9 protein-coding genes are annotated in these 16,831 nt (G+C 70.5%); 3 read left to right on the top strand and 6 right to left on the bottom strand.

Annotated features, from left to right (window positions below; all coding sequences use genetic code 11):
* The first annotated feature begins 57 nt into the window (after positions 1-57).
* Positions 58-2,271, top strand: coding sequence for a beta-glucosidase family protein (locus E2F49_RS04960; protein ID WP_133392846.1), 2,214 nt, complete (start codon positions 58-60; stop codon positions 2,269-2,271).
* A gap of 18 nt (positions 2,272-2,289) precedes the next feature.
* Here E2F49_RS04960 and E2F49_RS04955 read toward each other — a convergent pair whose 3' ends face one another.
* The 6 genes from E2F49_RS04955 to zwf all read right to left on the bottom strand — a co-directional run bounded on the left by E2F49_RS04955 (position 2,290) and on the right by zwf (position 11,529).
* Positions 2,290-5,460 (bottom strand): discoidin domain-containing protein, encoded by a 3,171-nt coding sequence (locus E2F49_RS04955; protein ID WP_133392845.1) that lies wholly within the window; start codon positions 5,458-5,460, stop codon positions 2,290-2,292.
* Positions 5,461-5,652: 192 nt separating this feature from the next.
* Positions 5,653-6,306, bottom strand: coding sequence for a bifunctional 4-hydroxy-2-oxoglutarate aldolase/2-dehydro-3-deoxy-phosphogluconate aldolase (gene eda / locus E2F49_RS04950; RefSeq protein ID WP_133393462.1), 654 nt, complete (start codon positions 6,304-6,306; stop codon positions 5,653-5,655).
* A gap of 22 nt (positions 6,307-6,328) precedes the next feature.
* Positions 6,329-8,245, bottom strand: a complete 1,917-nt coding sequence (gene edd / locus E2F49_RS04945) for a phosphogluconate dehydratase (RefSeq protein WP_133392844.1) — start codon at positions 8,243-8,245, stop codon at positions 6,329-6,331.
* Positions 8,246-8,351: 106 nt separating this feature from the next.
* Positions 8,352-9,104 (bottom strand): 6-phosphogluconolactonase, encoded by a 753-nt coding sequence (gene pgl / locus E2F49_RS04940; protein ID WP_133392843.1) that lies wholly within the window; start codon positions 9,102-9,104, stop codon positions 8,352-8,354.
* A complete protein-coding gene (gene glk / locus E2F49_RS04935) occupies positions 9,101-10,111 on the bottom strand; it encodes a glucokinase (RefSeq protein ID WP_133392842.1) in 1,011 nt (336 codons plus the stop codon). The genes pgl and glk overlap by 4 nt, the downstream gene beginning before the upstream one ends.
* Complete coding sequence (gene zwf / locus E2F49_RS04930; RefSeq protein ID WP_133392841.1) at positions 10,108-11,529, bottom strand: glucose-6-phosphate dehydrogenase; 1,422 nt, start codon at positions 11,527-11,529, stop codon at positions 10,108-10,110. The genes glk and zwf overlap by 4 nt, the downstream gene beginning before the upstream one ends.
* Positions 11,530-11,841: 312 nt before the next feature.
* Here zwf and E2F49_RS04925 point away from each other — a divergent pair, with 312 nt between their 5' ends.
* Both E2F49_RS04925 and smc read left to right on the top strand, forming a co-directional pair.
* A complete protein-coding gene (locus tag E2F49_RS04925; protein WP_133392840.1) occupies positions 11,842-12,939 on the top strand; it encodes an ABC transporter ATP-binding protein in 1,098 nt (365 codons plus the stop codon).
* Positions 12,940-13,289: 350 nt separating this feature from the next.
* Complete coding sequence (smc, locus tag E2F49_RS04920) at positions 13,290-16,802, top strand: chromosome segregation protein SMC (RefSeq protein WP_133392839.1); 3,513 nt, start codon at positions 13,290-13,292, stop codon at positions 16,800-16,802.
* The last annotated feature ends 29 nt before the right edge of the window (positions 16,803-16,831 follow it).

Genomic DNA, 16,831 nt, shown 5'->3' with positions numbered 1-16,831 from the left:
CCATCGCGGCCGTGGGCCGCTTCTGCAAAGCACACATTTCGAGGGGAGGGGCGTTCGATGAAGACCAGGTTTCCGGTGCGCATGCTGGCATGCGCGTTGCTCGCGGCGATGCCCGCATTCGCGCAGGACGCACCGGCCTCGCAGCCGTGGATGGACGTGGCGAAGTCACCCGACGAACGCGCCGCCTTGCTGGTCGCGGAGATGACCCAAGACGAGAAATTCGCGCTGATCCGCAGCCGCTTCGCGATCGGTGAGAAGAAGCCCGACGAGGCGCTGGTCGCGGCCGGCTACGTCGCACCGATCCCGCGCCTGGGCATTCCGTCGCAGGGGCTGGTCGATGCCGGCCTCGGCGTCACCAATCCCGGCGGTGCACGCGAAGGCGACCACGCCACCGCGATGCCGTCCGGCCCGATGACCGCCTCGACCTGGAGCCGCGAGATCGCCTTCAAGGGCGGCGAGACCATGGGCCGCGAAGCCTGGCGGCAAGGCTTCAACGTGCTGCTGGCCGGCAGCGTCAACCTGCAGCGCGATCCGCGCAACGGGCGCAACTTCGAGTACGCCGGCGAAGACCCTTTGCTTGCCGGCACGCTGGTCGGCGAGTCGATCCGCGGCGTGCAGTCGCAGCACGTGCTCTCGACGATGAAGCACTACGCGCTCAACGACATGGAGACCGCGCGCAACTTCCACAGCGCCGAGATCGGCGACCGCGCGATGCACGAATCCGATCTGCTAGCCTTCCGCATCGCCATCGACATCGGCAAGCCCGGCTCGGTGATGTGCAGCTACAACCGCATCAACGGCACCTACGGCTGCGAGCACGACGAACTGCTCAACAACGTGCTCAAGCGCGACTGGCAGTACCCCGGTTACGTGATGTCGGACTGGGGCGGCGTGCACAGTGCATCGAAGGCCGCGAACGCCGGTCTGGACCAGCAGTCGGCCGGCGAGGTCTTCGACAAGGCCGTGTATTTCGATGGGCCGCTGCGCATGGCGGTAGGCGCCGGTACCGTGCCGCAGGCGCGGCTCGACGACATGGTGCATCGCATCCTGCGCAGCTTCATCGCGGTCGGCGCGTTCGAACACCCGCCTCAGCGACAGCCGGTCGACGATGCGCTCGATGCGATCGGTTTCGACGTGGCGCAGCGCACGGCCGAGGCCGGCGCGGTGCTGCTGCGTAACGAGAACGCCACGCTGCCGTTGGCGAAGACCGTGCGTCGCATCGCGGTCATCGGCGGGCACGCGGACAAGGGCGTGATCGCCGGCGGCGGCTCGTCGATGGTGGGCTGGACCTCGCGCGGCACCACCGCGGTGAGCGGTTTGAAGCCGACCACGTGGCCGGGGCCCGTGATGTTCCAGCCGTCTTCGCCGCTGCTCGCATTGCGCGCGACGCTGCCGGATGCACGCATCGACTTCGCCGATGGTCGCGATCGCGCCGCCGCGGCACGCCTCGCGCGCGAGGCCGACGTCGCCATCGTGTTCGCCACGCAATGGGCGGCCGAGTCGGTCGACCTGCCGGACATGCGCCTGCCCGATGGCCAGGACGCGCTGATCGCCGCCGTGGCCGCGGCCAATCCGCGCAACATCGTGGTGCTGCAGACCAACGGCCCGATCGAGATGCCGTGGGTCGAGCGCGTACCGGCCGTGCTGCAGGCGTGGTATCCGGGCATCCGCGGCGGCGAGGCGATCGCGCAGCTGCTCACCGGTGCGGTGAATCCGTCCGGCCACCTGCCGGTGAGCTGGCCCGTCGACGTGTCGCAGCTGCCACGCCCGTCGATCCCGGGGCTCGGCTTCAACCCGCCGCAGAAGCCCGAGGACACGATCGACTACGACATCGAGGGCGCCAACGTCGGCTATCGCTGGTTCGCGGCCAAGGGTCTGACCCCGCGCTACGCCTTCGGCCACGGTCTGTCGTACACAACCTTCGCCACTTCGGATCTCACGGTGCGCAGCGAAGGCGCGCGCATCCTCGCGCGCTTCAATGTCCGCAACACCGGCGATCGTGCCGGCGCCACCGTGCCGCAGCTCTACGTGCATCTGCCCGAAGGCCACACCACGCCGCTGCGTCTGGTCGGCTGGCAGCGTGTCGAGCTGCAGCCGGGCGAGTCGCGCGAGGTCGAAGTGGAACTCGCGCCGCGCCTGTTCGCCGACTATCACCCCGAGGACCGCAGCTGGCGCATCGCGGCCGGTGATTACGACATCGTGCTCGGCCAGTCCGCCGCCGACATCGGCGCGCGCGCCGCGCTGCGCCTGCCGGCGCGCCAGCTCGACTGAACGTCGCGAAGCGCGCGCCTACCAGCGCGCTTCGAGTCGCCGGAAGGGCGCTGCCAGCCGCACGCCGCGTGCGTCGTAGTCGGTGATCTCGCGGCCGTCGACCTGGACCGATGTCGGCCGCGTGCGGCTGGGCCACACGACCTCGACCGACGGTGCGTCGCGCAGCGGCGCATCCAGCGTGAGCTCGAGCCGGTCGCCGGTCTGCCGCGCGGCCATCGTCAGGGGGCCGAAGGCGGTTGGCAGCGTGCGCACCGCCAGCCCATCGCCCGCGAGCCAGGCGGGCGGCGTGCCCGGCAGCAGGTGCAGGCCGTCGTCGCCCTCATGCAGCAGCATGCCGACGAGCGTGCGCACGTACTCGGCGCCGATCCAGGTATGCGGCATGTCGCCGATATAGCCGGGATAGCGCGGCCGCGAATGCACGACCTCGGGCCACATCTGCCAGGCGCGCGGGCGCCGGTCGGCGAGCAGGCCCTGCAGGACCGTCAGCGCATCGGCGGGCCGGTCCATGTGCACGAAGGTCAGGACGTTGCGGACCTCGTAAGGCGTGTAGGCCCACAGCGCGTCGGGCGCGAGGCGGTCGCCGAACTGCCGGGCGAGGTAGCGATCGAAGGTCGTGCGCAGTTCGCGCCCGGGCAGCACGTGACGCGCGCCGGTGGGGTCGAGCGCGATCGACACGCTGGTCGGGTCGCTGTCGCCGAGGTCCGCAGACGAGGGAAGGAAGTCGATGCCCTTCCACGCGATGGTCGCCCGGATCGATGCGGCGACGGCATCCGACAGCTGGCGGCCCTGTTCGCGGGCCCAGCTCGCGGTCTGCACATCGCCGAGTGCGTCGGCGAGCCATGCGCCGTCGTGCCAGCCCTTGATGCCGTAGAAGTCGTCCCAGTAGCTGTGCGTGGGCGTCGAATAGCCCTCGTGGCTGATCGACGGCGCGAGGATGCCGCGGAAGCGTTCCGGCGACGGCTGCGTGCCCATGTAATCCGGCACCAGGGTGCGTTCGCGCAGCGTCTGCAGGAAGCGCATCGCCGACGTCACCGCCGGCAGGTATTCGCGCACGGTGTCCGGACCGCCGTCGAGCCGTGCCACGTCGGCGACCAGCTGGATGTACTGGCCCTGGCTGTCATATTCGATGTCGGAGCCGAAACCGCGATTGATGCTGCCGTCCTCGTTGAGGATGGGCGAGACCATGCCGTCGGGATTGAGCGCATGGTCGGTGTACCAGCGCAGGTAGTCGCGCGCGATCTGCGGCTGGCCCATGCGCAGCAGTACCGCGGCCGTCGCCGCGCCGTCGCGCAGGAACGAGCGGTTGTAGTTGCGCGGCCCCGGCTGCATCGCCGGGCCGGTCTGGTTGACCAGCATGTAGGCGCCCTGCGCGCGCAGCATGTCGACCAGATCGCGGTCGGGCAGGCGGACGTCGAAGCCGTCGAAGCGGGCCGTCCAGCCTGCCGCGACACGCGCGGCCTGCGCGTCGAACGCGGCGGACGGCGTGGTGGCGCCGGCAGAGAGCGTGGCGAGGTCGAGCGCGGGCGGCTCGGGCAGATCGCCCTTGGCCGGATCGAGCGCGGCGGTGCCCAGCGGGAAGGCGACGACGATGTCCGAGCGCGCGCCGGGCGCCAGGCGCACCGGATAGGCCAGCATGCCGGCCGCGAGACCGTCGGGATCGCGTGCCTCGCGCGCGGGCGGTGGCGTTCCGCGGGCAGCGTACGCAGTGATCTCGCTTTCGCCGTGCGCACCGAAGGGCGCCGCGCCGGCCGCGCCGACCGGCGTCAGCGAGGCGAGCAGGGTGCGGCCGTCGACCCGCACGCGCGTGCGGTCGTCGAGGGCATCGATCGCGATCCGCCGGATCGGCGAGCAGCCGCCGTGCTGCCACGGTGGATTGACCTGCAGCGGGCGCACCAAAAGCGACAGCGTGCCCGCCACCGGCGCGCGACCGGCGTTGTGCAGCCGGTATCGCACCAGCGTCACCGGCTGGCCGTGCTGCTCGAGTGCGAAGGCCTCGTTGCGGATCGTCAGACCGGGCTGCGCCTGCCATTCGACCGAGGGCATCGGCATCCAGCGCTCGCGCAGCGCATGACGCCGGTCGGGGTCGTTGTCGGCCACCGCGGCCTTGCCATCGTCGCCGCGCCAGACCGCCTGCAGCATCGGCCCGCCCTTGAAGGGCTCGAGATTGCCGTACTCGTCGAGCAGCGATTTCTGGCGCCCGGCGGGAATGCCCAGCGCGGTCCAGTAGACCTGTTGCTGGTGCAGCGACGACGGGAACAGCCCGGCATGCGCGCGCGAAGCCGCGATCTCGTAGCGGCGCGTCGGGGTGCGCACCTGCCTGGGCCCGAGCAGCCGCAAGCGGGCGATCGACGGCGCGCCATCGGCCACGTCGCCGAGCACCAGGCGCAAGGCGGTCGGCGTAATCGCGGCCTCGCCGGCGAGCCAGGAGCGCGTGCCGTCGCGGCCCGGGTCCTCGGCCACGACGGTCCAGCGTCCCTGCGCGTCGCGGGCTTCGAGCGTTGCGCCGTTACGCGGCCCGTCCCACCAGACCTCGAGCCCGGCGATGGCGTCAGCGCGCGGCAACTCGAGCGAGAGCTGGCGCGTGCGCGGCGCGGGGCCGCGCGCTTCGACACGCGCGGGCGGCGCGTCCGCGGCGAACAGGCGGGCCCCGTCGACGACCGCGGCCAGACCGTCCAGACGTGGCGCGGCGTCGGCGGCGATCGGCTCGAATTCGAAGATCGAGGTTGCCCAGTCGGAGGACTTCGAGGGGCTCGCGATCCGGATGTAGCGCGCCTGCCGCGCGGGAAAGACGATCAGGTCGGTGTCGCCGCGCGAATCCACACTGGTGTAGGCGACGTCCCAGTGCGTGCCGTCGAGCGAAGTCTGAAGCGTCCAGCGCACCGGAAAACCGCTGTCCCAGAGAATCGAGACGCCGCCGACGTCGGCGGCGCGCCCCAGGTCCACCTGGAACCAGTGCCCGGGCAAGAAGCTGCCGCCCCAGCGCGAGCTACGGTCGCCGTCGATCGCGTGCACCGGCGAGAGCGCCGCCACCTGCGTCGACGACGCGGAGGCCGTCCATTCGCCGCGCGGCGGCAAGGCGGCAGAGACGACGGAGGACCAGGCGAGCAGGGCGGCCAGCAGCGGCTGCGCGATGGATGTGCGCGGCAGCTGCGGGCAAGGCGACGCGGCGCAGCGGGATCGGATGGGCATGCGGGAACCGACGGTCTCTGGGACCCCGACGCTATCACCCGTTGGAACCGGTTACACGCTGCGTTGCGAGCAGGGCGGATGGAGGACACGAGGTCCCCTGGTCATGTGCCGTCATCCCGGCGGTCGCCAGATGACGGCAGTCGGCCGCTGAGCTTTTTTGGCGCGGACCGGCAGCCCGCAAGCCGCGTCCGCTTAGTTCGCCCGGACGTCCCGCACGATCTGCGCCGCGCGCGCGGTGGTCTCGCGCACGCGGGCGTAGTCGCCGGCGGCCAGCCACGCCTTGTCGAGCATCCACGAGCCGCCGATGCACAGCACGTTCGGCTGCGACAGGAACTCGGCCGCGTTCGATTCGGAAATGCCGCCAGTCGGGCAGAAGCGCATGTCGTGCAGCGGACCGGCCAGGCCCTTGAGCATCGCCAGGCCGCCGACCGCGCTCGCCGGGAACAGCTTGCAGTTGCGGAAGCCACGCTCGCGCAGGGCCATGAACTCGGTCGGCGTGGCGGCGCCCGGCACCACCGGAATGTCCGCCGCGGCGAGCGCATCGGCCAGCGCCGCCGGGGTGCCCGGCGTGACCAGGAAATCGGCGCCTGCGTCGATCGAGGCGCGGATGTTCTCCTCGCTCAGGACCGTGCCCGCGCCGATGACGATGCCGGAACGCTCGCGCTTGAGCATCGCCAGCGCTTCAATCGCGACCGGCGTGCGCAGCGTGAGTTCGAGCGTGTTGAGACCGCCTTCGAGCAGTGCATCGGCGATCGCGCGCGCTTCGTCGAGGCTGTGCACGGTGATCACCGGCAGCACGCCGGCGGTGCGCAGGAGTTCGGCGGCGCGGGTCTGGCGCTCGGACATCGGGGACACGTGGGACATCGGCTCAATTATCCTTTTCAGCATGCGGGGCATCGGCGGCCGCAGCATCGGCCCCGAGATCGTATTCGGCGTCGTAATCCCAGGCACCGCCATCGGTGGTGGCCGGGCCGCAGGAGATCGACAGTGCGCCCTGGTCGGCGGGCGTGACGTTGGCGCGGTTGAAGCCGAACAGGTTTCGGCCGTAGTCGGTCGGCGCCGGGGCGGTGTCCGGCGCGGCCGTGCGGCGCGCCCATTCTTCGGCATCGACCAGCGCTTCGAGCGTGCCGGCCTCGCCGTCGAGACGGATGATGTCGCCCTCGCGCACATAGGCGAGCGGGCCGCCGCGCGCGGCTTCCGGCGTCATGTGGATGGCGGCGGGAATCTTGCCCGATGCGCCCGACAGGCGGCCGTCGGTGACCAGTGCCACGCGCCGGCCCTGGTTCTGCAACATGCCCAGCAACGGCGCCAGCGAATGCAGTTCCGGCATGCCGTTGGCTTTGGGACCCTGGTAGCGCACCACGGCGACGAAATCCTGCGGCAGCGCGCCGGCGGCATGCAGGCGGTTGAGCGCCTGCGGCGCATCGACCACCACGGCCGGCGCCTCGATCGAGCGGTACTGCGGCTTCACCGCCGAGAGCTTGATCAGCGAACGCCCGAGGTTGCCGCGCAGCAGGCGCAGACCGCCCTGGGCCTCGAACGGCGCGGAGACCGGACGCAGCACGCCGTCGTCGCCGCTGACCGCCGGGCCGGGCACGTAGTGCACGCGGCCGCCGTCGAGCCTGGGCTCCTCGCCATAGCGCTGCATGCCGCCTTCGGACACGGTGAGGATGTCGCCGTGCATCAGGCCGGCGTCGAGCAGTTCGCGGAACACGTAGGCGTTGCCGCCGGCCGCGTGGTAGCGGTTCACGTCGGCCTCGCCGTTTGGATACACGCGCGCCAGCAGCGGCACGGTCTGCGACAGCAGGTCCATGTCGTCCCAGGTCAGCACGATGCCGGCGGCACGGGCGACCGCGATCCAGTGGATGGTGTGGTTGGTCGAGCCGCCGGTGGCCATCAGCATCGCCACCGCGTTGACGATCGCGCGTTCGTCGATCAGTTCGCCCAGCGGGCGGTAGTCGTCGCCGAGCGCGGTGATCGCCAGTGCGCGCTCGACCGCTTCGCGGGTAAAAGCCTCACGCAGCGGCGTGCCCGGATTGATGAAGGCGGCGCTCGGCAACTGCACGCCCATCGCCTCGAGCATGGTCTGGTTGGAATTGGCGGTGCCGTAGAACGTGCAGGTGCCGGCCGAGTGATAGGACTGCGCCTCGACTTCCAGCAGTTCCTCGCGCGTGGCCTCGCCGGCGGCGTAGCGCTCGCGGACCTCGGCCTTGGTCTTGTTCGGAATGCCGGGCGTCATCGGGCCGCCGGGAATGAAGATCGCCGGCAGATGCCCGTAGGACAGCGCGCCAATCAGCAGGCCGGGCACGATCTTGTCGCAGATGCCCAGGTACACGCTCGAATCGAACATGTCGTGCGACAGCGCGATGGCCGTGGCCTGCGCGATCACGTCGCGCGAGAAAAGCGACAACTCCATGCCGGCACGGCCCTGGGTCACGCCGTCGCACATCGCCGGCACGCCGCCGGCGACCTGCGCGGTGTGGCCGAGTCCGCGCGCGATCTCGCGGATGAATTCCGGATAGGCCTCGTAGGGCTGATGCGCCGACAGCATGTCGTTGTAGGCGGTGACGATGCCGAGGTTGGCGGTCGGCGCGCCGCGCAGGCGCTGCTTGTCGACCGGCCCGCAGGCGGCGAAGCCGTGCGCGAGGTTGGCGCAGCTCAGGCGCCCGCGCAGCGGGCCTTCGTCGCGCATGCGCGCGATGCCTTCGAGATAGGCGCGGCGCGAGGCGGCACTGCGCTTGACGATGCGGTCGGTGACGGACTGGATGGCGGGATGCAGGCTCATGGGCGGCGGCAATGAGACGGAGGGGCGCCCGGGGGCAGGGCGGATGCGCCGCGGAGACGGGCGCGCGATGCTGCGGGCGGGCCGCAGCGGAAACCGGCTGCCCGACTCACGGGCACCAGTGGACGTGCAGTTTTGCGCCCGGCGTGGTGAAGGCGATGCGGGCCGGGAACTCGGTGGCATCGTCGCTCTGCAGCAGACGGTCGAGCAGGGCGCGCTTCTTTTCGCCGCGGATCAGCAGGATGCGCGTGTGCGCGGGCGCCAGGCCCGCAGGCGTCAGGCTGATGCGGCGCTGCCAGTTGCCGGCGCCGGGGCTGCCGCCGGCATCGACGCCGACATAGGGTGAACTCGCCGACAGCGCGCCTTCGAGATCGACCATGCCTGGAAACAGCGATGCGGTGTGGCCGTCGTCGCCCATGCCCAGCACCACCACGCCCGCCGGCTGACGCGCGTGCAGGTTGGCGGTGGCGATCGCCTCGTCGAAGGGACGTCCGGCGCGGGTGATCGTCTCCAGCCGCGCCTTCTGCGCCTTGTTCTGGATCAGCGATTCGCGCAGCAGGCGCGCGTTGCTGTCGGGGTCGTCGGGCAGCAGCCAGCGCTCGTCGACCAGCGCCACGTCGACGCGGTCCCAGGCGATCGGCGACTTCGACAGCGCCGCATACACCGGGCCGGGCGTCTTGCCGCCCGAGAGCAGCAGCCGCGCACGCGCGTTCTGCTCCAGATCGCGTGCGAGCGCGGACGAGATGGCGATCGCGGCGCCCCAGGTCCACTGGGTCGCCGATTCGTAGGCGTGCAGCTGCATGCGCCCATCGTCGCCGATTCCGCCGGAGATGCCAAAGGCGGCGGCGCCGGTCGGGCTCATGCCGCGGCCCTGCGTGCGGCGATCGCCGCGGCGCCCAGCAGGCCCGCGTGCGGGTGCAGCACCGCGACGCTGGGCACGCGGCCCATGTTCGGCGAGAACCGGCCCTTGTGTTCGAAGCGCTGGCGGAAACCCGAATGGCGGATCGAATCGAGCATCTTCGGCACCAGCCCGCCGGTCAGGAACACGCCGTCCCAGGCGCCGAGCGTGAGCACGAGATCGCCCGCGATCGCGCCGAACACCGCGCAGAACACGTCGACCGCGCGGCCGCACAGCGCGTCGCCGGCCGCGGCGCGCGCGGTGATGTCGGCAGGCTGCATCGGGCCCGGATCGACGCCGGCGATCTCGCACAGTGCGCGATGGATGTTGACCAGGCCCGGGCCACAGATCAGCCGCTCGTTGGAGACGCGACCGAACTGCGCCGACAGGCGTTCGAGGATTGCGGTTTCCTCGGGCGTACCCGGCGGAAAGCTGACGTGGCCGCCTTCGGTTTCGAGGGGGTAATGCCGGCCGTCGCGGATCACCAGACCGCCGACGCCCAGCCCGGTGCCCGGGCCGATGACGGCGTAGGTGCAGGGGCCATCGGGGTCCTTGGGCACCGACCACGGCACGCCGCCGACGGCGCTGAAATCGCCGGGCTGCAGCAGCGGAATGGCCATGGCCTGCGCCGCGAAATCGTTGGTCAGCACGACGTCGTCGATGCCGAGCCGTTGTTGCGTGCGCGTGCGCGAGATCACCCAGGGGTGGTTGGTGATGCGCGCATCGTCGCCGTCGACGCGGCCGGCGACCGCGAGTACGGCCCGGGCGATCGCGGCATCGGGCTTGCCGTGGCCGTCGTGGCCGATCCCGTCGAGGTAGTGCAGGGCGGCGTCGGCCAGCGAAGGAAAGTCGGCGACCGGGAAGATCTGCACGGTCTCGAGCTGCAACGGCGTCGGGCTGGTCGTGTCGGCGAGCGCGAAGCGCGCATTCGTGCCGCCGATGTCGGCCAGCAGGGCAAGCGGACCGGTCACGATTTGCGCCCGTTGTGCGTGGTCAGCGTGCGCGGCAGGAACGGTTGCGCCTCGGCCGGACCCCAGCTGCCCGCCGGATAGTCGCGCACCGGCGTGCCGGCTTCGCGCCACGCGGCGCTGACGCTGTCGATCCAGCGCCAGGCGGCCTCGACTTCGTCGTCGCGGACGAACAGGGTCTGGTCGCCCTTGAGCGCGTCGATCATCAGGCGCTCGTAGGCGATGCGGCGCTTGGGCGGCAGCATCGCCAGGTCCAGCGACATCGGCTGCAGCTCGTTGGCCGCCCATTCGGACGCGGCGAGGCTGCCCATCAGGCCGAGTTCGATCGTCTCCTCCGGTTGCAGGCGCACGCGCAGCTGGTTGGCACGCGCGCGCTTGCGCTCGCCCGGCCCGAACAGCCAGTGCGTGACCGGCTTGAAGGTCACCACGACCTCGGTCGTGCGCGAGGGCATGCGCTTACCGGTGACCAGGCGGAACGGCACGCCGGCCCAGCGCCAGTTGTCGATCCACGCGCGCAGGCCGACGAAGGTCTCGACGTCCTCGTGTCCGCCATGGTTGAAGCCCTTGGCCGCCTGGCCGTCGACGACGCCGGCGGTGTACCGGCCGCGTACGCTGTCGGCGTCCGCGTCGGCAGCCGACATCGGTCGCAGCGCGCGCAGGACCTTCTTCTTCTCTTCGCGGATGCTGTCGGTGTCCATTGCCGCGGGCGGCTCCATCGCGATCAGCGCCAGCAGCTGCAGCATGTGGTTCTGGACCATGTCGCGCAGCGCGCCATAGTCGGCGTAGTAACCCTCGCGGCCGTCCACGCCGGCGGTCTCGGCGACGATGATGTCGACCGACTCGATCCAGCGGCGTTCCCACGTCGCCTCGAACAGCGTGTTGCCCAGGCGCAGCGCGAGCAGGTTCTGCACCGGCGCTTTGCCGAGGTAATGATCGATGCGGAAGATCCGCGACTCGTCGAGTGCGGACTTGAGCGTCGCGTCGATTTCCTGCGCGCTGGCCAGGTCGTGGCCGATCGGCTTCTCGAGGACCAGACGCGACGGCGTTTCCAGCAGGCCGGCGGCCTTCAGGCCGCGACAGGCGGAAGCGAACAGGTTCGGCGGCGTCGACAGATAGCTGACCGTCGGGCGATCGGCGAAACGCGACAGCGCGGCGGCCATCGAGTCGGCGTCGCTCAGGTCGACCGGCACGTACTGCACGCGCCGCAGCAGCTCGTCTAGCTGCGCGGCCTCGTAGTCGTCGCCCAGGCGTTCACGCAGCCAAGTGCGGAAGCTGGTGTCGTCGTGCTCGCTGCGGGCGATCGCGATCACCCGGAAGTTGTCGGGCAGCAGCCGGTCGCGCAGCAGGTGCAGCAGGGACGGGAAGAGATAGCGTTGCGCGAGGTCGCCAGTGGCGCCGAACAGCAGCAGGGAATCGTGCATGGGCGCCGGGGCCGCCTCGGGTTCAGGATGGGTGATCACGGAGTGTGTCGCTGGAGACGTCCAGATCGCAACGTGCACCGTAACCGGAAACCGCGAGGTGCGTGTCCAGCGCTGTCATCTGACGCGGGCGCAACGCGGCCCAGGCGGATGGATCCGATCACTGCTTGCACCACGGTGTGCCTCCCGCACGGCCGTCGACTGGATTGAAAACGATTACATGCCAGAATAGCGCAATCGCATGCCGTCGCACCTTCACTGCGAGCGCGGCACGATGCGATCGACGGGCGACAAGGCAACACACTGGGAGCGTGCATGGCACAGGTGCGGTTCGACGCGGTACGGAAGGTCTACCCCAACGGTTACGTGGGTGTGGCAGGCGCAAGCTTCGAGGTCGCCGACGGCGAGCTGCTGGTGCTGGTGGGCCCGTCGGGCTGCGGCAAGTCGACGCTGTTGCGCATGGTCGCGGGGCTGGAGGCGATCAGCGACGGCACGCTGACCATCGGCGATCGCGTGGTCAACGACGTGGCGCCCAAGGACCGCGACATCGCGATGGTGTTCCAGAGCTACGCGCTGTATCCGCACATGAGCGTGGCCGAGAACCTGGCCTTCGGCCTGAAGCTGCGCGGCCAGGCCAAGGCCGACATCGCCGCGCGCGTTGCCGAGGCGGCGCAGGTGCTCGAACTGGACAAGGTGCTCGACCGCAAGCCGGGCCAGCTGTCGGGCGGCCAGCGCCAGCGCGTCGCCCTGGGCCGGGCGCTGGTGCGCCAGCCGCAGGTGTTCCTGCTCGACGAGCCGCTGTCCAACCTCGACGCCAAGCTGCGCAGCGGCATGCGCGTCGAGATCGCACGCCTGCACCGCAAGCTCGGCACGACGATGATCTACGTCACCCACGACCAGATCGAAGCGATGACGCTGGGCCAGCGCATCGTGGTGCTCAAGGACGGCCAGATCCAGCAGATCGACACGCCGATGGCGCTGTACGAGCAGCCGGCCAACCTGTTCGTCGCGACCTTCCTCGGCAGCCCGGCGATGAACGTGCTGCGCGGCACGCTGGCGCAGACCGCGGCCGGCTGGCGCTTCGATGCGGGCGAGGGCATCACGCTCGCGCTCGGCGATGCCGGATTCCCGGCCGGCTGGGACGGCCGCACGGTCGATCTGGGCATCCGCCCCGAACACCTGCTGCCCGCGAGCGAGGCCGAGGCGTCGCTGTCGCCGGTGGTCGAAGTGGTGGAACCGGTGGGCAGCGAAGTCTTCGTCAACCTGCGCCTGGGCAGCCACGCCCTGATCGCGCGCCTGCCGCCCGATCGCGTGCCGGTGCCGGGCGAGACGTTGCCGCTGTCGATCCCTGCCGGGCGCGTGCATGCCTTCGATGTCGAGACAGGTGCGCGACTGGTGTCATCGGCCTGCTGAGGCTCCGCTGCATCCCGCCCGGATGAGCGCCGCTCGCACCATCTCACCGTCGCTCCGGGCGACGCGGGCATCCAGCGGCTTCCAGTCGCAAGATTTGCGAGAAGGCACCGGATTCCCGCGTGACCAGACGTGCGTCTGTGGGAATCCGCCGGAGCGACGGGCGTCAGGAGGCGTGCGGCTGCCGAACCCTGTTGGCGCGCCCGTGCGTCGCTATACTGGTCGCTTGCGCGCGCTAGCGGCGTTTCATCCTTGTGGAATCAATCCCTTGCGGTGATGACCTCGCGTAACGCGTGATACGCACTTCGTCATCCATCGCGCCGCACAGGCGCCAAGAGGCCACCGACGCCCGCATGCGCCTGTCCACCATCAAGCTCGCCGGTTTCAAATCCTTCGTCGATCCGACGACGCTGCACCTGCCGACCAACATGACCGGCGTGGTGGGGCCCAACGGCTGCGGCAAGTCGAACATCATCGATGCGGTGCGCTGGGTCATGGGCGAGTCCTCGGCCAGTCGCCTGCGCGGCGACTCGCTGACCGACGTGATCTTCGCCGGCTCCACGGCGCGCAAGCCGGTGTCGCAGGCGATGGTCGAGCTGGTGTTCGACAACTCCGACCACACGATCCAGGGCGAGTACGCCGCGTTCAACGAGATCTCGGTCAAGCGCACCGTCAGCCGCGACGGGCAGAGCGGCTATTACCTCAACGGCACCAAGTGCCGCCGCCGCGACATCACCGATCTGTTCCTGGGCACAGGCCTGGGCCCGCGCAGCTACTCGATCATCGAGCAAGGCATGATCTCGCAGGTCATCGACGCCAAGCCCGAGGAACTGCGCGTCTATCTCGAGGAAGCGGCCGGCATCTCCAAGTACAAGGAGCGCCGCAAGGAGACCGAGACCCGTATCCGCCATACCCGCGAGAACCTCGACCGCCTGAGCGACCTGCGCGAGGAAGTGGGCAAGCAGCTGCAGCATCTCGCGCGGCAGGCGAAACAGGCCGAGCAGTACACCGCGATCCAGGCCGAGCGCCGTATCCGCGATGCCGAGTGGAAGGCGCTGGAATGGCGCACGCTCGATTCGCGCCTGCGCGCGCTGCGCGAGGGTCTGGCGCAGGAAGAGACCAAGCTCGAGCAGATCATCGCCGAGCAGCGCGAGGCCGAACGCGAGATCGAGACCGGCCGCGAGCGTCGCCACGAGGCCAGCGAAGGCCTCAATCGCGCGCAGGCCGAGAGCTACGAGGTCAGCGGTGCGCTGGCGCGGCTCGAGCAGCAGATCCAGCACCAGCGTGAACTGTCCGCGCGCCTGCTCAAGGCCCGGGATGAGGCGCAGGCGCAGCTGGCCGAGATCGGCCAGCACATCGACCAGGACCAGCTGCGCCTCGATACGCTGCACGAGAGCATCGCCGACGCCGAGCCGCGTCTGGAACAACTGCAGGACGACGACGCGGTGCGCCAGGACGCGCTGCGCGACGCCGAAACCGCGCTCGGCGACTGGCAGTCGCGCTGGGAAGCGCACAACCGCGAGCAGGGCGAGGCGGCCCGTGCCGGAGACGTCGAACGCACCCGCGTCGACTACCTCGACAAGCAGGCGCTCGAAGCCGATCGCCGCCGCGAGCAGTTGCAGTCCGAACGCGCCGGTCTCGATCTCGATGCATTGAGCGAGGCCTTCTCCGACCTGCAGATCCGCCACGACGAGCAGAAAGCGGCGCTGGACACGCTTGGCGACGACCTCGAAACGCGCAAGGCCGCCGCCGTCGATCTGCAGGACGCACAGCGCGCCGCGCAGGAAGAGCTGTCGGGCGTGCGCAAGCGCGCGCAGGAAGCCCGCGGCCGTCTGGCCTCGCTGGAGACGCTGCAGAATGCTGCGCTCGGCCAGGAGCAGGGCGCCGCGGTGGAGTGGCTGCGCCAGCGCGGGCTGGATTCATCGGCACGCGTGGGCGAGAAGCTGCGCGTGGAATCGGGCTGGGAATTCGCGGTCGAAAGCGCGCTGGGCCAACTGATTGAAGGCGTGCTGGTCGAGGGCGACGGCGTGCCGGCCGACCTGGTCGATGCGCTGGGCGAACTCGGCGAGAGCCGTTTGGCGCTGGTCTCGGCCGAGACCGGCAGCGACACCTTCCCGTCGACCTCGCTGGCGGCGAAGGTGCAGGGTCCGCTGGCGATCCGCCGCCTGCTTGCGCGCCTGCACGTGGCCGAAACCCTCGCCGAAGCGCGCGCGCTGCAGGCGGGCCTGAGCGACGGCGATTCGGTGATCACCCGCAGCGGCGAGCGACTGGGCGCGGGCTGGGTGCGCGTGTCGCGCTCGGGCGCGGCCAAGCAGGGTGCGCTGCTGCGCGAGCGCGAAATCCAGTCGCTGCGCGAGGAGATCGCGACGCTGCAGGAACAGGAGCAGTCGCTTGAATCGCGCATCGCGCAGGGCCGCGAACAGCTGCTCGGCGTCGAGCAGCAGCGCGAGGAAGCGCAGCGCGCGTTGTACGTCGCCCATCGCAGCGTGTCCGAGCTCGCCGGCCAGGTGCAGAGCCAGCAGGGCCGGGTGGAAGCCGCGCGCAACCGCCTCGAACGCATCGATGCCGATCTCGCGCAGTTGCACGAGACCCTCGACGACGCCGCACAGCAGACCTCCGAGGCGCGCGTGCGGCTGGAAGACGCCGTCGATCGTATGGCCGAACTGGAAGCCGCGCGGTCCGCGCTCGAAGCCGAGCGCCGCAATCTGGGCGAGGCCCGCGAACAGGCGCGCGCCGCCGCACGTGAATCGCGCGATACCGCGCATGCACTGGCGCTGACGCTGGAATCGCAGCGCGCCCAGATCACCTCGCTGACCCAGACGCTGGCGCGCATGGGCGGCCAGCGCGGGCAGATCGACAATCGCCTCGGCGAACTCTCCGCCCAGCTCGCCAGCGGCGATTCGCCGGTCGACACGCTGGAGCAGCAGCGCCAGGTCACGCTGGAAGAGCGCGTCCGCACCGAGCGCGCGCTGGCCGAGGCCCGCTCCGCGCTGGAAGGCGTGGACAACGAACTGCGCACTTTCGAACAGGTCCGCCAGCAGCGCGACGCGCAGGCGCTGACCCAGCGCGAGGCCATCGGCCAGCGCCGGCTCGACCAGCAGGCGCTGGTGATCGCCGCCGACCAGCTGGCTGCCCAGGTGGTCGAGGCCGGTTTCGTCGTCGAGGACGTGTTGAACGGCCTCGACGATGCGGCGAACGCCAAGGACTGGGAGAAGACGGTCACCGATTTCGACGCGCGGCTGCGTCGCCTGGAGCCGGTCAACCTCGCGGCGATCGCCGAACATGCCGAGGCTGCGCAGCGCAAGGAGTACCTCGACGCGCAGGACGCCGACCTCAACTCGGCGCTCGAGACACTGGAAGAGGCGATCCGCAAGATCGACCGCGAGACCCGCGGCCGCTTCAAGGACACCTTCGACAAGGTCAATGCCGGCGTGCAGGCGCTGTACCCGCGCCTGTTCGGTGGCGGCCACGCGTATCTGGAGCTGACCGGCGACGACCTGCTCGACACGGGCGTGGCGATCATGGCGCGCCCGCCGGGCAAGCGCGTGTCCAACATCTCGCTGCTGTCCGGCGGCGAGAAGGCGATGACCGCGGTCGCGCTGGTGTTCTCGATCTTCCAGCTCAATCCGGCGCCGTTCTGCCTGCTCGACGAGGTGGACGCGCCGCTCGACGAGGCCAACGTCGGCCGCTTCACCGCCATGGTCAAGGAGATGAGCGAGGCCGTGCAGTTCCTGTTCGTCAGCCACAACAAGGCGACGATGGAAGCCGCCTCGCAGCTCAGCGGCGTGACCATGCGCGAGCCGGGTGTGAGCCGTCTGGTGTCGGTCGACCTCGCCGAGGCCGCGCGACTGGCCGGCGCCGCCTGAGCCCTGTCATCATGTGCCGCGACCGCGTG

Origin of the sequence: Luteimonas terrae (genome assembly GCF_004358165.1) — a bacterium.
GTDB lineage: Bacteria > Pseudomonadota > Gammaproteobacteria > Xanthomonadales > Xanthomonadaceae > Luteimonas > Luteimonas terrae.
Note: the sequence above shows the minus strand (reverse complement) of the source record. Positions and strands in the feature narration are given on the sequence as shown.